At 72.8% G+C, this 20,526-nt stretch carries 18 protein-coding genes, 1 tRNA gene and 1 pseudogene; 11 read left to right on the top strand and 9 right to left on the bottom strand.

Features of this window, described 5'->3' with window-relative positions; genetic code table 11:
• Window positions 1-5: 5 nt before the first annotated feature.
• Together ACZ6KO_RS23640 and ACZ6KO_RS23635 are read right to left on the bottom strand one after the other, a co-directional pair.
• The gene (locus ACZ6KO_RS23640; protein WP_469305976.1) at window positions 6-1,490 is read right to left on the bottom strand and encodes an HNH endonuclease; all 1,485 of its coding nucleotides are present in this window, start codon (window positions 1,488-1,490) and stop codon (window positions 6-8) included.
• A gap of 141 nt (window positions 1,491-1,631) precedes the next feature.
• Window positions 1,632-1,719, bottom strand: a tRNA-Leu gene (locus tag ACZ6KO_RS23635).
• A gap of 186 nt (window positions 1,720-1,905) precedes the next feature.
• On the opposite strand from ACZ6KO_RS23635, the gene ACZ6KO_RS23630 reads away from it, so the two are divergent.
• The 4 genes and pseudogenes from ACZ6KO_RS23630 to ACZ6KO_RS23615 all read left to right on the top strand — a co-directional run bounded on the left by ACZ6KO_RS23630 (window position 1,906) and on the right by ACZ6KO_RS23615 (window position 4,588).
• Window positions 1,906-3,231, top strand: a complete 1,326-nt coding sequence (locus ACZ6KO_RS23630; protein ID WP_469305975.1) for a M20/M25/M40 family metallo-hydrolase — start codon at window positions 1,906-1,908, stop codon at window positions 3,229-3,231.
• Window positions 3,232-3,367: 136 nt separating this feature from the next.
• A complete protein-coding gene (gene chpH / locus ACZ6KO_RS23625; RefSeq protein ID WP_469305974.1) occupies window positions 3,368-3,601 on the top strand; it encodes a chaplin ChpH in 234 nt (77 codons plus the stop codon).
• Between the two features lie 144 nt (window positions 3,602-3,745).
• Window positions 3,746-3,991: pseudogene (locus tag ACZ6KO_RS23620) on the top strand (chaplin); the annotation flags it as partial.
• A 405-nt stretch (window positions 3,992-4,396) separates the two neighbouring features.
• Window positions 4,397-4,588 (top strand): hypothetical protein, encoded by a 192-nt coding sequence (locus ACZ6KO_RS23615; RefSeq protein WP_469306091.1) that lies wholly within the window; start codon window positions 4,397-4,399, stop codon window positions 4,586-4,588.
• A gap of 72 nt (window positions 4,589-4,660) precedes the next feature.
• On the opposite strand, the gene ACZ6KO_RS23610 is transcribed toward ACZ6KO_RS23615, so the two are convergent.
• Window positions 4,661-4,849 carry a DUF5703 family protein gene (locus ACZ6KO_RS23610; RefSeq protein ID WP_030163089.1) on the bottom strand — a complete coding sequence of 63 codons (189 nt, stop codon included), beginning with the start codon at window positions 4,847-4,849 and terminating at the stop codon, window positions 4,661-4,663.
• A gap of 47 nt (window positions 4,850-4,896) precedes the next feature.
• Here ACZ6KO_RS23610 and ACZ6KO_RS23605 point away from each other — a divergent pair, with 47 nt between their 5' ends.
• A complete protein-coding gene (locus ACZ6KO_RS23605) occupies window positions 4,897-5,604 on the top strand; it encodes a hypothetical protein (RefSeq protein WP_469305973.1) in 708 nt (235 codons plus the stop codon).
• A gap of 60 nt (window positions 5,605-5,664) precedes the next feature.
• On the opposite strand, the gene ACZ6KO_RS23600 is transcribed toward ACZ6KO_RS23605, so the two are convergent.
• On the bottom strand, window positions 5,665-8,097 hold the full coding sequence (locus tag ACZ6KO_RS23600; protein ID WP_469305972.1) for a helix-hairpin-helix domain-containing protein: 2,433 nt from the start codon (window positions 8,095-8,097) through the stop codon (window positions 5,665-5,667).
• Window positions 8,094-9,077 carry an aldo/keto reductase gene (locus ACZ6KO_RS23595; protein WP_401456408.1) on the bottom strand — a complete coding sequence of 328 codons (984 nt, stop codon included), beginning with the start codon at window positions 9,075-9,077 and terminating at the stop codon, window positions 8,094-8,096. The genes ACZ6KO_RS23600 and ACZ6KO_RS23595 overlap by 4 nt, the downstream gene beginning before the upstream one ends.
• 98 nt (window positions 9,078-9,175) lie before the next feature.
• Between ACZ6KO_RS23595 and ACZ6KO_RS23590 the strand changes: the two genes are divergently transcribed.
• Window positions 9,176-10,225, top strand: a complete 1,050-nt coding sequence (locus tag ACZ6KO_RS23590; protein ID WP_469305971.1) for an LLM class F420-dependent oxidoreductase — start codon at window positions 9,176-9,178, stop codon at window positions 10,223-10,225.
• Between the two features lie 247 nt (window positions 10,226-10,472).
• A complete protein-coding gene (locus ACZ6KO_RS23585; protein WP_469305970.1) occupies window positions 10,473-11,261 on the top strand; it encodes a ferritin-like domain-containing protein in 789 nt (262 codons plus the stop codon).
• A gap of 81 nt (window positions 11,262-11,342) precedes the next feature.
• Here ACZ6KO_RS23585 and ACZ6KO_RS23580 read toward each other — a convergent pair whose 3' ends face one another.
• Complete coding sequence (locus ACZ6KO_RS23580; RefSeq protein ID WP_469305969.1) at window positions 11,343-12,335, bottom strand: magnesium and cobalt transport protein CorA; 993 nt, start codon at window positions 12,333-12,335, stop codon at window positions 11,343-11,345.
• A gap of 81 nt (window positions 12,336-12,416) precedes the next feature.
• Between ACZ6KO_RS23580 and ACZ6KO_RS23575 the strand changes: the two genes are divergently transcribed.
• The 4 genes from ACZ6KO_RS23575 (at window position 12,417) to mshC (ending at window position 15,950) form a co-directional block, all read left to right on the top strand.
• The gene (locus ACZ6KO_RS23575) at window positions 12,417-13,133 is read left to right on the top strand and encodes a histidine phosphatase family protein (protein WP_469305968.1); all 717 of its coding nucleotides are present in this window, start codon (window positions 12,417-12,419) and stop codon (window positions 13,131-13,133) included.
• Between the two features lie 77 nt (window positions 13,134-13,210).
• Window positions 13,211-13,801, top strand: coding sequence for a DUF3090 domain-containing protein (locus ACZ6KO_RS23570; RefSeq protein WP_469305967.1), 591 nt, complete (start codon window positions 13,211-13,213; stop codon window positions 13,799-13,801).
• Window positions 13,765-14,610 carry an SCO1664 family protein gene (locus tag ACZ6KO_RS23565; RefSeq protein WP_469305966.1) on the top strand — a complete coding sequence of 282 codons (846 nt, stop codon included), beginning with the start codon at window positions 13,765-13,767 and terminating at the stop codon, window positions 14,608-14,610. Before ACZ6KO_RS23570 ends, ACZ6KO_RS23565 begins: the two co-directional genes overlap by 37 nt.
• Before the next feature lie 110 nt (window positions 14,611-14,720).
• Entirely contained in the window at window positions 14,721-15,950 is a 1,230-nt protein-coding gene (mshC, locus tag ACZ6KO_RS23560) for a cysteine--1-D-myo-inosityl 2-amino-2-deoxy-alpha-D-glucopyranoside ligase (RefSeq protein ID WP_469305965.1), read from the top strand.
• A 275-nt stretch (window positions 15,951-16,225) separates the two neighbouring features.
• Here the strand turns inward: mshC and ACZ6KO_RS23555 are convergent, their stop codons facing one another.
• From ACZ6KO_RS23555 to glpK, 3 genes are all read right to left on the bottom strand, one after another.
• The gene (locus ACZ6KO_RS23555; RefSeq protein WP_469305964.1) at window positions 16,226-17,200 is read right to left on the bottom strand and encodes a PAC2 family protein; all 975 of its coding nucleotides are present in this window, start codon (window positions 17,198-17,200) and stop codon (window positions 16,226-16,228) included.
• A gap of 127 nt (window positions 17,201-17,327) precedes the next feature.
• Window positions 17,328-18,935, bottom strand: coding sequence for a glycerol-3-phosphate dehydrogenase/oxidase (locus ACZ6KO_RS23550; RefSeq protein ID WP_469305963.1), 1,608 nt, complete (start codon window positions 18,933-18,935; stop codon window positions 17,328-17,330).
• A gap of 38 nt (window positions 18,936-18,973) precedes the next feature.
• Window positions 18,974-20,497 carry a glycerol kinase GlpK gene (gene glpK / locus ACZ6KO_RS23545; RefSeq protein WP_469305962.1) on the bottom strand — a complete coding sequence of 508 codons (1,524 nt, stop codon included), beginning with the start codon at window positions 20,495-20,497 and terminating at the stop codon, window positions 18,974-18,976.
• Window positions 20,498-20,526 lie beyond the last annotated feature (29 nt).

The following is a 20,526-nucleotide window of genomic DNA, read 5'->3' as shown; positions in this document are numbered from 1 at the left end:
GCCGCTCACCGATACGTCTTCGGCGGACTCGCCTTCCACGTGCGATCGAGGGAATCGTCCCAGGTGCCGTCCCGGTCGAAACTGGCCGCGCGGCAGCCGCGGGACATCGGTGGCGCAGCACTGTGGCGCCAGGGAGCGTCCCCGATCCGGGCTATGGCGTGGCCGCAGTACCGACAGACCGTGTTCCCCATCAACTCATCGGCCAGCCGCTCGAACTGCGCGGTGCGGTCCGCCGCCTCCTCTTTGATGCCCCGCAGTACCTCCTCGGCACTCGAAACCCCCGTCGAACCGATGAGGTCGCGCACGAGTGCCGCCGCCTCGATCGCGATGTCGGCCCGCCGTGCGGCATCGACCAGGCTCCGCGCGCCACCGTGGTCGGGCGACTTGCGCACTGTCCGTTCCGCCAGGTCGACCGACGGACGGCTCGACACCGCCGGCTGGTCGTCTCCGGCCTCGTGCTCCGCAGCCCCGTCTCTCAGGCGTCTGCGGGCCACTTCGAAGGCCCATGCCTCGGTGGATGCCTTCTTGACGACGTTGAAGTGAGTGCCGGTGGCCGCGTCCATCACCGTGTGGAACTCTGCCATCAGCGATCCCCAGTGGTCGCCGCCGGCGAAGTCCTCCGGGCACCAGCCGTAGTGACGTACGAGTTCATCACGGACTCGGTCGAAATGGCGCAGGCTCTTCCGCACCGGCCCGGACATCTCGATGTGGAGGCCGACGCGTTCCGCCATCGCCTGCGTTTCAGGCTCCACGCCCTCCCACTTCATATGGCCGTCGCGTTCGCAGGCGTAGTCGACCCAGGACCAGAACGCCTCGGCGTCCGCCACATCGGGCGCCTCACGGTGGTGGCGCGGGCAGAGGAGGGCGAAGTTGCGCACATCGTTGGAACCACCGAGCGACGCCGGAACCACATGGGCCCTCTCCACCGGCGCCTGCCAGCAGATCAGGCAGATGGGCTCATCGAGGCCGAGATAGTCGGCGATGGCCCGGACCGGTGGTCTGGACCGGCGCCGGTCGGGGTGGCTGTCCCGGTTGCGTACGGGCAGCTCGCGGTGGTCGTAGGCGTGTTCACGGTCGGGGTCTCGTATGTTCAGGACATCAGGGATGTCTTCACGTTGCGGTTCGGGGTTCCTCGCCCGATAGAGCGGTGTGTCGATCTCCGTGAGATACGGACCGAGGAATCCCGGCAGGAAGTCGTGGATGATCTCTGAGGCGTCCTCGTCGTAGTCGCCGGCGGCGTCGAGGTGCCCCTGGATGTCGATGTAGAGGTGGCGCGGAGCACCGGGGCTCGTCGCCGCGGCCTTCTTGAGGATCGAGAAGAGGCGGGTGGCGCACTTGGTGAAGTCCTCTTCGACCCGCATGTCGTGATAGAGCGCGATGCCCTTCGGCTTCACATCCGCTCCCGGCTCCTCAGGAGAGACTGCGTCCTGCGTGGCCTCAGGGCGGGCCGAGCACTGAGCCTTCATCGGCTTCTGTGGGTGGTCGCTCATGGACGCACAGTAGGTGCCGCCGCTGACAACTGGCGCCCGCGGCGCCCGATCCTGGAGGAGCGACGCAGACGGGCCCCAGGACCACGAGCAGGTGTCGGCGTCGGGGAAACAGAAAAACCCCAGGTGAACTGGGGTTTTCAGTGGTGTCCGAGGGGGGACTTGAACCCCCACGCCCGATAAAGGGCACTAGCACCTCAAGCTAGCGCGTCTGCCATTCCGCCACCCGGACAAGGTGTCTGTCTCGCGTCCCTCGCGGGCCGTTCCGACGAAGAGAACATTACCAGGGATTCGGAGTGCCCCGATCACGGGGATGTCCGCAGGCCGTCGGCCGGGTATCCCCTTGGGGAGACCGGTTCCGGGGGCGAGGATGGGGGGAAGGCCGGGAGCGGTCAGTCGATCACTGGGAGGAAGCAGCGTGAGCGAGTCGAGCACGGGCAGGACCGTCACCGGCGAGGACGAGGTCGTCGACCTCTGCCGTGACCTCATCCGGATCGACACCAGCAACTACGGCGACCACTCCGGTCCCGGTGAGCGCAAGGCGGCCGAGTGGGTCGCCGAGAAGCTCGCCGAGGTGGGGCTGGAGCCGCAGATCTTCGAGTCGCACAAGGGCCGGGCCTCGACGGTGGCCCGCATCGAGGGCGAGGACCCCTCGCGGCCGGCGCTGCTGATCCACGGCCACACGGACGTCGTGCCGGCCAACGCGGCCGACTGGACGTACGACCCGTTCTCCGGCGAGATCGCCGACGGCTGCGTGTGGGGGCGTGGCGCGGTCGACATGAAGGACATGGACGCGATGACCCTGGCGGTCGTCCGCGACCGGATGCGCAGCGGCCGCAAGCCGCCCCGCGACATCGTGCTGGCGTTCCTCGCCGACGAGGAGGCGGGCGGGTTGTACGGGGCCCGCCACCTGGTGGACAAGCACCCCGGGCTGTTCGAGGGGGTGACGGAGGCGATCGGCGAGGTCGGCGGCTTCTCCTTCACCGTCAACGAGAACCTGCGGCTCTACCTGGTCGAGACCGCCCAGAAGGGCATGCACTGGATGCGGCTCACGGTCGAGGGCACCGCGGGCCACGGCTCCATGACCAACACCGACAACGCGATCACCGAGCTGTGCGAGGCGGTGGGCCGGCTCGGCCGCCACCAGTGGCCGGTACGGGTCACCAAGACCGTACGGTCCTTCCTCGACGAGCTCTCCGACGCGCTCGGCACGCCGCTGGACCCGGACAACATGGACGAGACGCTCGCCAAGCTCGGCGGCATCGCCAAGATGGTCGGCGCCACCCTGCGCAACTCGGCCGCGCCGACCATGCTGGGCGCCGGCTACAAGGTCAACGTGATCCCCGGGCAGGCCACCGCGCACGTGGACGGCCGCTTCCTGCCGGGCTACGAGCAGGAGTTCCTGGCCGACCTCGACCGGATCCTCGGCCCGCGCGTCAAGCGCGAGGACGTCCATGGGGACAAGGCCCTGGAGACGGACTTCGACGGCCGTCTGGTCGATGCCATGCAGAGTGCCCTGGGGGCCGAGGACCCGATCGCGCGCGCGGTTCCGTACATGCTCTCCGGCGGTACGGACGCCAAGTCCTTCGACGACCTCGGCATCCGCTGCTTCGGCTTCGCCCCGCTGCAGCTGCCGCCCGAGCTGGACTTCGCCGGCATGTTCCACGGCGTGGACGAGCGGGTTCCGGTGGACGGCCTGAAGTTCGGTGTACGGGTGCTCGACCGGTTCATCGACGAGGCCTAACGGCCGGGAATCGGGAAAGTGTGCGCTTTCCACTGAGAAGAGTGAATGCGCTCATACGCTCGTAGCCCTGGTGGGACCTCCTCGTTACAGGTGGTGCGGTCCGCGGCTGGGACCGCATTGCCTACTAGGAGGAACAATGATCAAGAAGGTTGTCGCTGCCGCGGCCGCCACCGGCGGTCTGGTGCTCGCGGGTGCGGGCCTGGCTGTCGCCGACGCCGGCGCCCAGGGTGCGGCCGTCGGTTCCCCCGGCGTGCTCTCCGGCAACGTCGTCCAGGTCCCGATCCACATCCCCGTCAACGTGTGCGGCAACACGATCAACGTGGTCGGCCTGCTGAACCCGGCGTTCGGCAACGTCTGCATCAACGACTGACGCAAGCGAAGTCCCGGGCCCCGGAACGCACTCCAGCGTTCCGGGGCCGTCGGGTATTTCGGCGTTTCTTCATCTTTTCGACTTTTCGACGTCGGTCGTGACGGCGTTGCGCACATAAAGCAGAGCAGGGGGCGAGATTCAGTGATGCGACGAGAGGTCGCCAGGAAGACGCTGATCACCATGGCGGCGGCGGGCGGAGTGCTCGCGCTGGGCGGGGGGTACGCGAACGCGCACGCGGACGGCGGGTCCGGGGCCTCGGCCCACGGACGGACCGCGAACTCTCCGGGCGTACTGTCCGGGAACACCGTCCAGGCCCCGGTGAACGCACCGGTGAACGTGTGCGGGAACACGGTCGACGTGGTCGGCCTGCTGAACCCGGCGTTCGGCAACCACTGCGGGAACCACGGGGGCGGGGGCGGGGGCGGCAAGCCGAAGCCGCCGAAGCCACCGAAGCCGGGGCAGCCCGGTCAGCCGGGGCAGCCGGGCGGGCCTGGTGGGCCTGGCGGTCCGGGCAACCCCGACGACTGCGAGCCCGGGCACCCCGGCCACCCGGGTACCCCGGGCAACCCCGGTACGCCTGGGCATCCGGGTAACCCCGGCAATCCGGGTACGCCTGGCAACCCGGGTACCCCCGGCAACCCTGGAAATCCGGGGACTCCTGGGAACCCCGGTACGCCGGGCAACCCGGGCAACCCGGGCAACCCGGGCACGCCCGGTACGCCGGGCAACCCCGGCACCCCCGGGCAGCCCGGTACGCCGGGTGGTCCCGGGGGCAACCCCGGTACCGGTGGGGCGATGACGCCCGTGACGCACCCCGGCGGTCCCGGGACCGGCACCGGAACCGTGACCGGACCCGGGACCGGGGAGCTCGCCGAGACCGGGGGCGGCGGTGCGCTCGGCGTGGCCGTCCCGCTCGCCGGCGGGATGCTGCTCGCCGGTGCCGTGCTCTACCGGCGCGCCCGCGGGGCGCACGGCGACGCCGTCTGACGGCAGCCCATGACGCGGGCCCCGGCCGACGACCGGGGCCCGCGTTCGTCGAGCGGCCCGCGGCCGCCCCGGCTACCAGGTGGCGCGGACCTGACGGATGATCCGGCGGCGCAGCCGCACACGGCGACTGCCGTCCCGGAGCAGGGTCAGCCGGTCCAGTTCCCAGTTCCCGTACTCGGCATGGTCGGTCAGCAGGCGGGTCGCCTCCTTGCGAGGCACTCCGCGCGGCACGTACACGTCGACAAATTCGTATTCCGGCATCGCATCTATTGTGCGGGCACGGGCCCGCTACGGATAGCGTCTGCACTATGTCTGATGCCGCTCTGCCCACCGTTGCCGAGGTACGCGCCGCCGCCGAGGCGGTCAAGGCCGCGCTGGACCGTCACCTGGCGGCGGTCGAGAGCCGCTCCGGGGCCAAGGACCCGGCCGTCCAGGCCGCGTTCAACGAGCTCGCCGCGTCGGCCGAGGCGTACGACGAACTCCTCTACGAGGCGTACGACGAGGTCATCCCCTTCGAGATCCCGGACACCGAGGACGGTGTCCCGTACACCGGACCGGCCGAGCCCACCGCCTTCAGCGTGCTGATCCGCCGCGACTACTCGGTCGCGGAACCGCAGCGGCTGATCGCGCAGGCGGAGCGGGTCGCCGCGCACGACAGCGACGCCGATCTCCTCCACGACGGAGGCACCGCGGGCGCGCTCGGGGTGCTCTTCGGGGAGTACGAGGCGGACGAGATCGCCACGCGCTACAAGGAGTTCGGGCTGGAGGAGGGCGACTCCACGCTCTGGGTGGCGGCACTGGAGGAGGTCCCGGAACCGGGGGAGTGGCTGGCCGCGCCCTTCGACCAGGCCGACCCCGAGACCGTGCTGCACCGCTTCGACGTCAGCGCCGTGTTCGACGACGAGCCGTACGACGACGACCGTGACGACCATCACGACCACGACGGTCACGACGACGACGGCCACGACGATCACGATCACGACGACGACGGCCTGGAGCTGGCCGCCGAACGCTGACGTCCGCACCGGTGGCCGCCCGCGCCCCGTTGCGGGGCCGCAGGCGGCCGTCGGCTCCGGCTACGACTGCTGCGCGCCCTCCTCGGCCGCCGCCGCGGCCATCAGCGTCCGCAGCAGGCCCGTCAGCCGGGTGGTCCGGGGCCTCGGCAGTACCTCGGCCACCGCGCGCGGCAGCGCCTGGTCCACGCCGTGCACGACCGACAGGTGCCGCTCGGCCCGGCCGAACGCCGTGTAGACCCAGTCCCGCGACAGCACGTCCGCCGCGTCGCCCGGCAGCACCACGACCGCGGCGGGCCAGCGGCTGCCGACGGCCTGGTGGGCGGTCACGGCCCAGCCGTGCCGTACGGCCTGCTCCACCCGGTCCTTCGGTACGACGACCCGCCCGCCCGGGGCTCCGGCGCAGGCGAGGTGCAGCCCGTCGGCGTCGGCCGAGACGACCCGGCCCGGCAGCGTGCGGCCGGGGGCGGGCACGTAGACGATCCGGTCCTCCGGGTCGAACCCGCCGAACCGGCCGGGGCCGGGGTTGAGGCGCTCCTTGAGCGCGGCGTTCAGCGCGCGGGTGCCGGCGGCCCCGCCGTGGCCGGGCGTGATCACCTGTACGCCTTCGGGCGGGAGGCCGAAGGCGCGCGGCACGGACTCGGAGACCAGCTGCACCGTGCGGTGCACGGCCTCGCCGGCGTCGCGCACCGGGACGATGACGACCTCCTTGCCGGGGGCCTCCACCTGGTGGAGCTCGCCGATGCCCACGCCGGAGACCAGCTCGCCGATCGGGCCGGGGTCGGGCGTCCGGGAGACGAGCTGCGGGCAGGCGCGGGCGGCGAGCACGTCGGCGAACACCCGCCCGGGGCCGGCGGATCCGAGCACCGCGGGGTCCCCGGACAGCACCAGCCGGGCCCCGTCCGGTACCGCTTCGACGAGCGCGGCGGCGGTCTCGACGTCGAGCTGCGGCGCGTCGAGGACGAGGAGCAGGTCGAGCGGGAACTGGCCCTCGCCGTCGCGCCCCGGACCCTCGGTGCCGGCCAGCAGCCCGGCGACGGTGGCGAAGCCGTCCGGGCCGCCGTGGCCCGCGGCCAGCCGGTCGCGGCCGGCCGCGGTGTGGGTGGCCAGCCAGGCGCGCAGGCCCAGGTCGCGGGCGGCCGCGAGCAGGGCCAGGGGCTCGGCGCGGGCGGCCTCGCCGCCGGTGTGGGTGACCAGGCCGTGGGCGGCCGCGGCACGGACGAGTTCGGCGGCGGACCGGGTCGGGGCCGCGTCGGCCGCCTTCGCCCATGCGGCGGGGTCGTCGTCGGCGGCCTCCGCGTCGAAGGTGTTGACCAGCCGGGCCAGCCCGTCGGCCAGGCTCTCCTCGGCCAGCGCGGCGCCCTCCAGACCGACCAGCAGGCGTACGGGCTGCTCCTCGCCCTCGGGGACGGGGTCGCCGACGGGCTCCGGGAAGACCAGCACCGTGCCGTCACCGATGGCCTGTTCGAGGGCCTCCTCGGGGTCGGGTACGGCGTACTGCGCGAGCGCGCCGTGCAGGACCGGGGCCTCCAGCGCGGTGTGGCCCTTGAGGGCGGCCTGGGCCAGCAGCCAGCCGACGAGCGCGGTGGTGCGGCGCCCGTCGGCCGGGCCGGCCCCGGCGCCGAGCAGGGCCCGGGCGAACCCGTCGGCCTGGGCGGGCCGCACGCCGCTGACGGCCAGCAGCCGCCAGGGGTCGTCCGCGAGCTCCGCCGCCGCGCCCTCACCGAGGGTCTCGGCGGCGCGGACGGCCAGCGCCTCGGGGGCTCCGCCGCGGGTCAGGACGGCTCGTACCGCGTCGACGGTCCCGGCGGCCGGGGCGGCGGGTCCGGGGGCGGGGGTGGTGGGAACGGGACGCGCGGGAGCCGGGGCGGCGGCTGCCCGGCGGGCGGGCGCGGCCGTGGCCTCGTCGAAGTACACCGAGGGCTTCTCGCCGCTCTCGACGGCCCGTACGGCGGCCAGCAGGTCGGCGGCCCGGCCGCTGAGCTTGGCGCCCGCCTCGATCGGCGCGGTCCGCTCGGCCTTGCGCCGCGCGATCCGCTCCCGCTCCACCTTCTGCGCGGCCAGTTCGGCCTCGGCCTCACTGAGCCCGCCGCCGTCCGTACCGGTACCCCCGGCCGCCGTTTCGTCACCGCCAGCCGCGTCGTCCCCGTCCGCCGTGCCGTTGCCAACAGCCGCGTCGCTGTCCGCCGCGTCGCCACCGCCCGCCGCGCCGTCGTCGGCAGCCGACGCGTCGCCGGCCTCCGCCGCCTCGCCACCGCCGGCCTCCGCTGCCCCGTCGGTCGCGTCGGTGGCGGTGTCGGGGCCCGACCGGTCGCCGGTGCCGGGCCCGGGCGTGGTGTCCTCGGACCGTGGACCCGGGGTCCCGTTGCCGTCGGCCTTCCCGGGCGCACGCGTGGCGTCGGAGGCCTCGGCCTCCCCGGGCGCACGCGCGGCGTCGCCGGTCGGGGGTGGGGTGTCCGCCGTCGCGGGCGTCGCGTCCGTGCGGTCCGTGCTCACAGGGTGCTCCAGTCCTGGTCGGGGTAGCGGTGCACGGGCGCCGATACGTCGTCCAGCGCCTGGCAGATCTCCTCCGGAAGACTAAGGGCCTCCACCGACAGCGCCTCGCTGAGCTGCGCCGACGTCCGCGCGCCGACCACCGGCGCGGCCACGCCCGGACGGTCGCGCAGCCAGGCCAGGGCCACCTGGAGCGGGGTCACCGCCAGGCCGTGGGCCGCCGTGACGACCGCGTCGACGATCCGGCCCGCCGCCTCGTCCAGGTACGGGTCGACGAAGCCCGCCATCCGTTCCGACGCGGCCCGCGAGTCCGCCGGGGTGCCGTCGCGGTACTTGCCCGTCAGCACCCCGCGCCCCAGGGGCGACGACGGGAGCAGCCCCACGCCCAGGTCCAGTGCGGCGGGCAGCACCTCCCGTTCCACGCCCCGCTGGAGCAGCGAGTACTCCATCTGCGTGGCGGCCAGCCGGGTCCGTACGCCCGGCGCCGCCAGCTGCCACGTCGCCGCCTTCGCCAACTGCCAGCCGCAGAACCCCGCCACCCCCGCGTACCGCGCCCGCCCGCTGCCGACCGCGATGTCCAGGGCCTGCAGGGTCTCCTCCAGCGGGGTCGCCGGATCGAAGGCGTGGACCTGCCACAGGTCCACGTAGTCCGTGCCCAGCCGCGCCAGCGAGGCGTCCAGCGCCGCCAGCAGGTACCCCCGCGAGCCGTCCACCCGCCGGTCGGGATCGCGCACGCTGCCCGCCTTGGTCGCCAGCACCAGGTCCCGCCGCGGGACCAGGCCGCCGACCAGCCGCCCGAGCAGGTACTCCGCCTCGCCGCCCCCGTACACGTCCGCCGTGTCCACCAGCGTGCCGCCGGCCTCCCAGAAGGTCTTCAACAGTCCGGCCGCGGCCTCCTCCCCGGTGTCCCGGCCCCAGGTCAGGGTGCCGAGGCCGATCCGGGACACGCGCAGGCCGGTGCGGCCGAGATGCCTCTGCTCCATGAGCGCTGAGACTACTGGGGCGCTGACGGATGGGACCCTGGCGCGCTACAGTCCCCCGCATACCGACGTTACTGACCAGTACACGCAAGGGGACGAACATGCGGCTCGGCATCAATCTCGGCTACTGGGGCGCGGGCATGGACGCCGACAACCTCGCCGTCGCCCAGGAGGCCGACCGGCTCGGCTACGACGTCTGCTGGGCCGCCGAGGCGTACGGCTCGGACGCGCCCACCGTGCTCTCCTGGGTCGCCGCCCAGACCGAGCGCATCGACGTGGGCTCCGCCATCCTGCAGATCCCGGCCCGCCAGCCGGCCATGACGGCCATGACCGCCGCCACCCTCGACTCGCTCTCCGGCGGCCGCTTCCGCCTGGGCCTGGGCGTCTCCGGCCCGCAGGTCTCCGAGGGCTGGTACGGCGTGAAGTTCGACAAGCCGCTCGCCCGCACCCGCGAGTACGTCGAGATCGTCCGCAAGGCCATGAGCCGCGAGCGCCTGACCCACGAAGGCGAGCACTGGACCCTGCCGCTGCCCGGCGGCCCGGGCAAGCCGCTGAAGCTGACCGTGCACCCCACCCGGCCGCACATCCCGCTCTACATCGCCGCCATCGGCCCCAAGAACCTGGAGCAGACCGGCGAGATCGCCGACGGCGCGCTGCTGATCTTCCCGGCCGCCGAGCACCTGGAGGCGACCGCGCTCACCCACATCCGCGCGGGCCGCGAGAAGGCGGGCCTGACGATGGACGGCTTCGACGTCTGCCCGACCGTGCCGCTGGCGCTGGGCGACGACGTGAGCGCGCTCGCCGACATGTTCCGCCCGTACACCGCGCTGTACGTCGGCGGCATGGGCAGCCGCAAGCAGAACTTCTACAACCAGCTCGCCTGCCGCATGGGCTACGAGAAGGAGGCCGCCGAGATCCAGGACAAGTACCTGGCCGGCGACAAGCAGGGCGCGGCGGCCGCGGTCCCGCACTCGCTGATCGACTCCACCGCCCTGCTGGGTTCCGTGGAGCGGATCGCCGACGGGATGAAGGCCTACGCCGAGGCCGGGGTCACCACCCTCACGCTCGCCCCGGCCGGGTTCACCCTGGACGAGCGCCTCGCCGCCCTGCGGGCCGGCACCGAGGCCCTGGAACTGGCCGGCCTCGCGTAGGGGGGTGTCCGGCGGATCAGGGGCGGACACCCCCTGACCGCCCCGGACACGTCTGCGGCCGTGGTGGGGGCTCGGGGGTCTTCCCCGCCACGGCCGGCACAGTCAACAACGCGCGCGGCACCCGCCGGGTTACGCGCCCGCGCGCACGCCTTCGCGTCCCGCATTCGGCCGAGTCGTACGACTCATCGGGTTGCCGCCCTCCTCGATCCGGATTTGAGTGGGTCCGTACGACGTCCGGAGGTGGCCCATGCTCTCTGCCCGCAGCCTGTTCCAGGAGATCGTCGACAACGACGACTCCTTCCAGCTGTTCTGCTCCATCGCCGCCAGCGGCGAGACCCAGGGCGGCTGGGAGAACGCCCGGATCGCCGCTCTGGTGCCGGACGGCATGCGCGACATGGCACCGAAGATCACCCGGCACGGCGCCGACGAGGACAAGCACGGCCGGATCTTCAACGCCCTGCTGCGCAGGCGCGGCCTGCCGCCCGTACCCGTGCCGCCCGAGACCGACTACACGATGCTGCTGGAGCGGCGCGGCATCGGCCTGTCGCACGCCAAGCTGCGCCGCGGCGACCCGCTGACCGAGCGGGACATCGTGGTCTACCTCGCCCACAGCCGCGTCACCGAGCAGCGCGCCGCCGACCAGATGGACATGCTGGTCACGCACTTCGGGGACCATCCCGAGCTCGGCAAGGCCATCCGCATGATCAGCAACGACGAGGACAACCACCTCGCCTACTGCCACGAGGAGTTGCTGCGCCTGAACCGGGCGGGCCACGGCCGCGCCATCGCCGCGGTGCTGCGCGAGAGCGCGCTCGCCGAGATCGCCATCTACCGGGACGTGAGCCTGGCGGTCATGGCCCACATGGGCCGGCTGCTGCGCTGGCCGGGGGCCAAGTCGGCGGCGCTGGCCACCGGGATCCGCGGCATGTACGCGTACGAGCGCCTCGCCGGCTGGCACCGGATGGTGAGCCTGGAGATGCCCGAGCGGCGCAACGCCCTGGGCGGGCTGGCGACCACCGCCCCCGAGTTCGCCTGAGGCCGGGCGGACGCCGGACGCGCGCCCCGGATGCCCGACACCGGCCCCGGACACCGGACACCCGCCCCGGACTCCGGCCGGCTACAGCCAGCCGCGGTGCTTGAACATCCGGTGCAGGCCCAGGCACACCCCGACCATCAGCAGCACCACCACCGGGTAGCCCCAGGGCTGGCGCAGTTCCCACATGTGGTCGAAGTTCATGCCGTAGATCCCCGCCACCATCGTCGGCACGGCCGCCATCGCCGCCCACGCCGAGATCTTGCGCATGTCGTCGTTCTGCCGCACGCCCATCTGCGCCAGATGCGCCGCCAGCGCGTCCGACAACAGCCGGTCCAGGCCCTCGATGTACTCGTTCGCCTTGGTCAGGTGGTCGGCGACGTCCCGGAAGAACGGCCGCGCGTGATCGTCCACGAACGGCAGCGACCCGAACGCGAGCCGGTTCATCGGCACCAGCAGCGGGCTGGTCGCCCGGCGGAACTCCAGCACCTGCCGCTTGAAGCCGTAGATCCGCGACGCGACGCTCTTGCTGTCGGTGGCGTTCGGCGCGAACACCTCCGCCTCCAGCTCCTCCAGGTCCGCCTGGAGCTCCGCCGCCACCTCGATGTAGTGGTCCACCACCGCGTCGGACACCGCGTACAGCACCGCCGTCGGACCGTGCCGCAGCACCTCCGGCTCCCTTTCCAGCCGGCTGCGTACGGCGGCCAGCGCGCCGCCCTCGCCGTGCCGGACGGTGACCACGAACGAGTCGCCGATGAAGACCATCAGCTCGCCGGTGGTCACCGTGTCCAGGTCGTCGTCGTACACGACCGGCTTCAGGACGACGAACATCGAGTCGTCGTAGACCTCCAGCTTCGGCCGCTGGTGCGCGGTCAGCGCGTCCTCGACGGCCAGCGGGTGCAGCCCGAACTCCTCGCTGACGTGCTCGAATTCCTTCTCCGTCGGCTCGTGCATGCCGACCCACAGGAAGGCGTCACCGCTCGCCCGTGCCTCGTCCAGGGCGTCGGAGAAGTCCTCCGGCCCCTGCGTGCGCCGGCCGTCCTTGTAAATCGCGCAGTCCACAATCACGCGGGGCATTCTCCCCTGCCCCGCCCCCACCCGTACACCGGCACGGCCGCGGGCCCCCGCCGCGCGGGGCCCTGGCCTACGCTGGGCGCCATGGCCACGCTGATCCTCGTACGACACGGGCGGTCCACCGCCAACACCGCGGGACTCCTCGCCGGGTGGACGCCCGGCGTCACCCTGGACGAGCGCGGGGCCGAGCAGGCCGCCGCGCTCCCGGGACGGCTCGCCGGGCTGCCGCTGGCCGCCGCCGTCACCAGCCCGCTCGAACGCTGTCGGCAGACCCTCGAACCACTGCTGGCCGCCCGGCCCGGGCTGGCGGTGCACACCGACGAGCGGATCGGCGAGTGCCACTACGGCGACTGGTCGGGCCGCAAACTCTCCGAACTCGCCGACGAACCCCTGATGAAGATCGTCCAGCAGCACCCGTCCGGAGCCGCGTTCCCCGGCGGCGAGTCCATGCGCGCCATGCAGGCGCGCGCCGTGGACGCCGTACACGAGTGGAACGGGCGGATCGCGCGCGAGCACGGCGACGACGCCGTCTACCTGATGTGCTCGCACGGCGACATCATCAAGTCCCTTGTCGCGGACGCCCTCGGCATGCACCTGGACCTCTTCCAGCGCATCCACGTCGACCCCTGCTCCGTCACCGCCATCCGCTACACCCCCACCCGCCCCTTCCTGCTGCGCCTGGGTGACACGGGGGACTTCGCCACCCTCGCCCCGCCCCGGGCCGACACCGCCGCCGCGGCGGACAAAGCCATCGAAGACGGCGGGAACGCCGTCGTGGGCGGCGGCGCGGGCGCGGCGTGATCGCAGGGCGCAGTAGGGTGGACTGACCGACCCACGTGCGCAGCCCCGCCCCTGCCGCCGAGACTTGGAGACTGGACGTGCCCCGTCAGGTGTTCCTCTACGACCCGCCGGACCGCTTCGTGGCCGGCACGGTCGGTCTGCCTGGACGGCGTACGTTCTTCCTCCAGGCCTCCTCCGGCCCCCGGGTCACCAGCGTGTCCCTGGAGAAGACCCAGGTCGCGGCCCTCGCCGAGCGGATGGAGGAGCTCCTCGACGAGGTCGTCCGGCGCACCGGGGGCAACGCCCCGGTGCCCGCCGTCGCCCCCGCCGAGGCCGCCGACACCGCCCCGCTGGACGTACCCGTCGACGAGGAGTTCCGCGTCGGCACCATGGCGCTGGCCTGGGACGGCGAGGAACAGCGCATGATCGTCGAGGCGCAGGCGCTCGTCGAGCTCGACGCGGACTCCGAGGAGGACCTCGCCGAGGCCGAGGAACGCCTGCTCCAGGACGAGGAGAACGGCCCGCCGATGCTGCGGGTCCGGCTGACCGGGGCGCAGGCCCGCGCCTTCGCCAAGCGCGCTCTGGACGTCGTCAACGCCGGCCGGCCGCCGTGCCCGCTGTGCAGCCTGCCCCTGGACCCGGAAGGACATGTGTGTCCGCGCCAGAACGGTTACCGGCGTCAGGTGTGACCGCCGTGACCTCCACCTCCATCGAGGAGCTCCTCACCCAGGGGGAGCTCACCGTCCGCGGCCGGATCCGCGAGGCCTCCAACGCCGTCCTGCTGTGCACCGCCACCCTCGACGGCGCCGCCGTGGAGTGCGTGTACAAGCCGGTCAAGGGCGAGCGGCCGCTGTGGGACTTCCCCGACGGCACCCTCGCGCAGCGCGAGCGCGCCGCCTACCTGGTCTCCGAGGCCACCGGCTGGGGCCTGGTGCCCGCCACCGTGCTGCGCGACGGCCCGTACGGCGAGGGCATGGTCCAGCACTGGATCACCTCCGACGAGGAGGAGCCGGAGCAGTCCCTGCTCGCGCTCGTCGAGGGCGAGGAGGCGGGGGAGGGGTGGCGGCCGGTCGCCTTCGCCGAGGTCGGCGAGGGCCGCACCGCGCTGCTGGTGCACGCCGACGACGAGCGGCTGCGCCGGCTCGCCGTCCTGGACGCGGTGATCAACAACGGTGACCGCAAGGGCGGCCACCTGCTGCCCGCGCCCGGCGGCCGGCTCTACGGCATCGACCACGGCGTCACCTTCCACGCCGAGGACAAGCTGCGGACCCTGCTGTGGGGCTGGGCGGGGGAGCCGCTGACCGACGAGGCCCGCGAGGTGCTGGGCCGGCTGGCCGGACAGCTGGCCGAGGGCCGGCCGCTGGCCACCCGGCTGGCCGAACTGATCACGCCGGCCGAGCTCGACGCCGTACGGGACCGGGTGGCCGTACTCCTGCGCACCGGAGTGCACCCGCAGCCCTCCGGCCAGTGGCCGGCGATCCCCTGGCCACCCGTCTGAGCTGCGGCGGGGCCCCATGCACACGGCCGGGCGGATCGCAAGAGCGCCGATCAGGACAACAGTGCTGGTCCGGTTCGTTTACGGAACATCCGTCCGGTTAGGCTCGACACATGCATGCCTGGCCCGCTTCTGAGGTCCCCGCCCTGCCCGGCAAGGGCCGCGACCTCCAGATCCACGACACCGCGACCGGCGGTCTGGTCACCCTCGACCCCGGTCCCGTCGCCCGTATCTACGTCTGCGGCATCACCCCGTACGACGCGACCCACATGGGTCACGCGGCGACCTACAACGCGTTCGACCTCGTGCAGCGCGTGTGGCTCGACACCAAGCGGCAGGTCCACTACGTCCAGAACGTCACGGACGTCGACGATCCGCTCCTGGAGCGGGCGCTGCGGGACGGCCACGACTGGACCGAGCTCGCCGAACGCGAGACCACCCTCTTCCGCGAGGACATGACCGCCCTGCGGATGCTGCCGCCGCAGCACTACATCGGCGCCGTCGAGGCCATACCCGGCATCGTGCCGCTGGTCGAGCGGCTGCGCGACGCCGGCGCGGCGTACGAGCTGGACGGCGACATCTACTTCTCGGTGGAGTCCGACGCGCACTTCGGCGCGGTCTCCGGGCTGGACGCCGAGGCGATGCGGCATCTGTCCGCCGAGCGGGGCGGCGACCCGGACCGTCCGGGCAAGAAGAACCCGCTCGACCCGATGCTGTGGATGGCCGCGCGGCCGGGCGAGCCGAGCTGGGACGGCGCCTCGCTGGGCCGCGGCCGGCCGGGCTGGCACATCGAGTGCGTGGCGATCGCCCTGGATCACCTGGGCATGGGCTTCGACATCCAGGGCGGCGGCTCCGACCTGGCCTTCCCGCACCACGAGATGGGCGCCTCGCACGCACAGGTGCTGACGGGCGAGTTCCCGATGGCCAAGGCCTACGTGCACGCCGGCATGGTGGCCCTGCACGGCGAGAAGATGTCGAAGTCCAAGGGCAACCTGGTCTTCGTCTCGGCGCTGCGCCGCTCGGGCGTGGACCCGGTCGCGATCCGCCTCGCGCTGCTCTCGCACCACTACCGCGCCGACTGGGAGTGGACCGACGAGGTCCTCGCCCAGGCGGTCGCCCGCCTCGACCGCTGGCGCGCGGCGGTGTCCCGTCCGGACGGCCCGTCCGCGGACGCGCTGGTCGAGGAGGTCCGTACGGCCCTGGCCCACGACCTCGACGCCCCGGCCGCCCTGGCGGCGGTGGACCGCTGGGCCGACCGCCAGAACTCCGAGGGCGGCACGGACGAGTCGGCCCCGGGCCTGGTCTCCCGCACGGTGGACGCCCTCCTGGGCGTCGCGCTCTAGCAGCTACGGGGGCCACGGGTTCCTGAACGCCAGAACGCCGGTGGGGGGGCCCCCCCCCCCGGGGGGCCCCCCCCCCCGGCCCCGCCCCCCCCCCCCCCGCCGGCCCGCCCGGGGGGGGGGGGGGGGGGGCCGCCCCCCCCCCGGGCCCGCCCCCGGGGGGGGCGCCCGGCCCCCCCCCGGGGGGGCCCGGGGGCCCCCCCCCCCCCCCCCCGGGGGGGGGCCCCCCCCCCCGGGGGGCCCCCCCACCGGCGTTCCCGTGCACCCCGCGGACGCGGCTACGCGTCCGGGTTCGACGGGTCGTCCTCCGCCGCCGACGGGCCCTCCTCGGGCCTCGGACGGGGCCCGGCCGCCCGGCCGCCGCTGGCGGGGTCACGGAAGTACGAGCCGTCCGCCGCGCCCGGCTCCGGGGCCGGGTCCCGGCGCCGCAGGTACCGCTCGAACTCGCGGGCGATGGCCTCGCCCGACGCCTCCGGGAGGTCCGCGGTGTCCCGGGCCTCCTCCAGCGTCTGCACGTACTCGGCCACCTCGCTGTCCTCCGCGGCCAGTTGGTCCACGCCCAGCTGCCACGCCCGGGCGTCCTCGGGGAGTTCGCCCAGCGGGATCCGGATGTCGATCAGATCCTCCAGCCGGTTCAGCAGCGCCAGCGTCGCCTTCGGGTTCGGCGGCTGCGACACGTAGTGCGGCACCGCCGCCCACAGCGAGACCGCCGGCACGCCCGCGTGCGTGCACGCCTCCTGGAGGATGCCGACGATGCCCGTCGGCCCCTCGTAGCGGGTCTCCTCCAGGTCCAGCCGCTGCGCCAGGTCCGGGTCCGAGGTCACCCCGCTCACCGGCACCGGGCGCGTGTGCGGCGTATCGCCCAGCAGCGCGCCCAGGATGACGACCATCTCCACGCCCAGCTCGTGGGCGAAGCCCAGGATCTCGTTGCAGAACGACCGCCACCGCATGGACGGTTCGATCCCCCGCACCAGCACCAGATCGCGCGGCTTCGCACCGCCCACGCGGACCACCGACAGCCGCGTCGTCGGCCAGGTGATCTTGCGTACCCCGTTGTCCAGCCACACCGTGGGCCGGTTGACCTGGAAGTCGTAGTAGTCCTCGGCGTCCAGCGCCGCGAAGACCTCGCCCTTCCACTCGCGGTCCAGGTGCGCGACCGCACCGGACGCGGCGTCACCCGCGTCGTTCCAGCCCTCGAACGCGGCCACCATGACCGGGTCGATCAGCTCGGGCACGCCCTCAAGCTCGATCACCCAGGTCTCCTTCCGAAGTTCCCTTGCGTACGTGGGTCAGCCTAAGCCTTGATACGACCGGTCCCACAGACCGCGACAGGGGGCGGTCCCGTTCCCGGAACCGCCCCCTGCCCATGGATCACACGTGCTATGCCTTGCGGCCCAGCATGTCCTCCACACGGCTGCGCACGGCGTCGTCGTCGAGGCCGCGGACCGTCACCGTGGTGCGGCGGCGCAGCACGTCGTCGACCGTCTGCGCCCACTCGTAGTCACGGGCGTACGCGACCTGCGCCCAGATCTCGGGGCCGTCCTCGTGGATCCGCTCGCCGAGCGAGGGGTCATCGTTGACGAGGCGGGCGATGTCGAAGGCCAGCGAGCCGTAGTGCGAGGCCAGGTGGCGCGCGGTCAGCGGGTCCATCCGCATGCCCGGCTCACGGTCCACCAGCAGCCGGTGCGCGACCGCGTTGGGGTTGGCGACACCGGGCAGCGGGACGCGGCGCACCAGGGACTTCACCGGCTCCATGTCGTCGGTCAGCGGGCTGCCGGGGAGCTTGGCCAGCTTGTCCATGACCACACGGCCGATGTGACGGTACGTCGTCCACTTGCCGCCGGCCACCGACAGCATGCCGGCGCGGCCCTCGGTGACGACCGTCTCGCGCTTGGCCTGGGCCACGTTGCCGGGGCCGCCGGGCAGCACCCGCAGGCCGGCGAAGGCGTAGGTCATCAGGGAGCGGTCGAGGTCGGTGTCCTTGATGGAGAACGCGGCCTCGTCCAGGATCTGCTGGATGTCGGCCTCGGTGGCCTTGACGTCCGCCGGGTCGCCCTCGTACTGCGTGTCGGTCGTACCGAGCAGCAGCTGGTCCTCCCACGGGAGGGCGAAGGTGATGCGGTACTTGTCGATCGGGGTGGCCATGGCGGCCTTCCAGGGCGACTTGCGCTTCATCACGATGTGCGCGCCCTTGGAGAGGCGGATCGACGGCATCGAGTGCTTGTCCTCCATGCGCCGCAGGTGGTCCACCCACGGGCCGGTGGCGTTGAGCACGACGCGCGCGTCGATGCCGAACTCGGTGCCGTCCAGGCGGTCCTTGAGCTCGGCGCCCGAGACCCGGCCGTGCGTCATGCGCAGGCCGGTGACCTCGGCGTGGTTCAGGACGACCGCGCCCGACTCGACGGCCGCGCGGACCGTCATGACGGCCACGCGGGAGTCGTTCATCTGGTGGTCGTAGTAGACCGCGACGGCCTTGAGGTTGTCGGTCTTCAGACCGGGGTTGTCGGCGACGGCACGGGCCGGGGATATGACCTTGCCCATGCCGTCGCCGAAGGCCGAGAGGGCGGAGTAGGCGAAGACGCCCGCGCCCAGCTTGGCCGCACCCACCGGACCGCCCTTGTAGACCGGCAGGTAGAAGGTGAGCGGGTTGACCAGGTGCGGGGCCACGTCCTTGGCCAGCACCCGGCGCTCGTGGTGGTTCTCGGCGACCAGCTTGACCGCGCCGGTCTGCAGGTAGCGCAGGCCGCCGTGGACCAGCTTCGAGGAGGCCGAGGAGGTGGCGCCGGCGAAGTCGCCGGCGTCCACCATGGCGACCCGCAGACCCGACTGGGCGGCGTGCCAGGCCACCGAAGTGCCCAGGATGCCGCCGCCGATGACCAGGAGGTCGTAGGTGGCCTTCGCCAGCTGCTCGCGGGTCTCGGCCCGGCTCGCGTTCAGGCCGGCGGTCGGGTGCGTGCCCAGGGCGGGAACGCTCTGCAGGCTGCTCATATCTCTTAGCTCCTCGTCGCTTGCGTCAGCTGGTGCGGTCAGCTGGCGTCGTCGTCGACCCAGCCCATGGTCCGCTCAACGGCCTTGAGCCAGCTCTTGTACTCGCGCTCCCGCTGGTCTTCGGGCATCCGCGGGGTCCACTCCGCGGCCCGGCGCCAGTTGGCGCGCAGCGCGTCGGTGTCGGGCCAGAAGCCGACGGCAAGGCCGGCGGCGTAGGCGGCACCGAGGCAGGTGGTCTCGGCGACCATCGGACGGACCACGGGGGCGTCCAGGAAGTCCGAGAGGGTCTGCATCAGCAGGTTGTTGGAGGTCATGCCGCCGTCGACCTTCAGGGCCGCGAGCTCGACGCCCGAGTCCTTGGTCATGGCGTCGGTGATCTCACGGGTCTGCCAGGCGGTGGCCTCCAGGACGGCACGGGCGATGTGCGCCTTGGTGACGTACCGGGTGAGGCCGGCGATCACACCGCGGGCGTCGGAGCGCCAGTACGGGGCGAACAGGCCGGAGAAGGCGGGCACGAAGTACGCGCCGCCGTTGTCCTCGACGGAGGAGGCCAGGGTCTCGATCTCGGCCGCGGACTTGATCAGGCCCATCTGGTCGCGCATCCACTGGACGAGCGAGCCGGTGACGGCGATGGAGCCCTCCAGGGCGTAGACCGGCTTCTGGTCGCCGATCTGGTAGCCGACCGTGGTCAGCAGGCCGCTGTAGGAGTTGATGACCTTGTCGCCGGTGTTCATCAGCATGAACGTGCCGGTGCCGTAGGTGGACTTGGCCTCGCCCTCGGCGAAGCAGGTCTGGCCGAAGAGGGCGGCCTGCTGGTCACCGAGCGCGGAGGCGACCGGGACACCGGCGAGGACGCCGTCCTTGACCTCGCCGTAGACCTCGGCGGAGGAGCGGATCTCGGGCAGGACGTTGAGCGGGACGTCCATGGACTCCGCGATCTTCTCGTCCCAGGCCAGGGTGTGCAGGTTCATCAGCATGGTGCGCGAGGCGTTGGTGACGTCCGTGACGTGCACACCGCCGTTCACGCCGCCGGTGAGGTTCCAGATGACCCACGAGTCCATGGTGCCGAAGAGGATGTCGCCGGCCTCGGCGCGGGCCCGCAGGCCCTCGACGTTGTCGAGCAGCCAGCGGACCTTCGGGCCCGCGAAGTACGACGCGAGCGGCAGGCCGGTCTCGCGGCGGAAACGGTCCTGGCCGACGTTGCGGCCGAGCTCCTTGCACAGGGCGTCGGTACGGGTGTCCTGCCACACCAGCGCGTTGTGCACCGGCTCACCGGTGTTCTTGTCCCACAGGACGGTGGTCTCGCGCTGGTTGGTGATGCCGACGGCCTTGACGTCGGCCGCGGTGATCTCGGCCTTGGCGATCGCGCCGGCGACGACCTCCTGGACGTTGGTCCAGATCTCGGTGGCGTCGTGCTCGACCCAGCCCGGCTTCGGGAAGATCTGCTCGTGCTCCTTCTGGTCGACGGCGACGATGCGGCCGTCGCGGTCGAAGACGATGCAGCGGGAAGAGGTGGTGCCCTGGTCGATCGCGGCGATGAACGGGCCGGTGCTGCTGGTCATGATGGCTGCTCCTGGGAGGTCCGGTGGGC

This window comes from Streptomyces sp. NPDC042102 (assembly GCF_055582305.1).
This window is presented reverse-complemented; position numbering and strand designations above follow the sequence as displayed.

What these genes read in the sequence shown, in the direction of transcription:
- ACZ6KO_RS23610 (WP_030163089.1), bottom strand. Translation starts at nt 4,849, where the DNA reads ATGCCGGAATACGAATTTGTCGACGTGTACGTGCCGCGCGGAGTGCCT.
- ACZ6KO_RS23575 (WP_469305968.1), top strand. Translation starts at nt 12,417, where the DNA reads ATGGCCACGCTGATCCTCGTACGACACGGGCGGTCCACCGCCAACACC.
- ACZ6KO_RS23605 (WP_469305973.1), top strand. Translation starts at nt 4,897, where the DNA reads ATGTCTGATGCCGCTCTGCCCACCGTTGCCGAGGTACGCGCCGCCGCC.
- ACZ6KO_RS23640 (WP_469305976.1), bottom strand. Translation starts at nt 1,490, where the DNA reads ATGAGCGACCACCCACAGAAGCCGATGAAGGCTCAGTGCTCGGCCCGC.
- ACZ6KO_RS23590 (WP_469305971.1), top strand. Translation starts at nt 9,176, where the DNA reads ATGCGGCTCGGCATCAATCTCGGCTACTGGGGCGCGGGCATGGACGCC.
- ACZ6KO_RS23580 (WP_469305969.1), bottom strand. Translation starts at nt 12,335, where the DNA reads ATGCCCCGCGTGATTGTGGACTGCGCGATTTACAAGGACGGCCGGCGC.
- ACZ6KO_RS23595 (WP_401456408.1), bottom strand. Translation starts at nt 9,077, where the DNA reads ATGGAGCAGAGGCATCTCGGCCGCACCGGCCTGCGCGTGTCCCGGATC.
- ACZ6KO_RS23615 (WP_469306091.1), top strand. Translation starts at nt 4,397, where the DNA reads ATGACGCCCGTGACGCACCCCGGCGGTCCCGGGACCGGCACCGGAACC.
- ACZ6KO_RS23585 (WP_469305970.1), top strand. Translation starts at nt 10,473, where the DNA reads ATGCTCTCTGCCCGCAGCCTGTTCCAGGAGATCGTCGACAACGACGAC.
- glpK (WP_469305962.1), bottom strand. Translation starts at nt 20,497, where the DNA reads ATGACCAGCAGCACCGGCCCGTTCATCGCCGCGATCGACCAGGGCACC.
- mshC (WP_469305965.1), top strand. Translation starts at nt 14,721, where the DNA reads ATGCATGCCTGGCCCGCTTCTGAGGTCCCCGCCCTGCCCGGCAAGGGC.
- chpH (WP_469305974.1), top strand. Translation starts at nt 3,368, where the DNA reads ATGATCAAGAAGGTTGTCGCTGCCGCGGCCGCCACCGGCGGTCTGGTG.
- ACZ6KO_RS23550 (WP_469305963.1), bottom strand. Translation starts at nt 18,935, where the DNA reads ATGAGCAGCCTGCAGAGCGTTCCCGCCCTGGGCACGCACCCGACCGCC.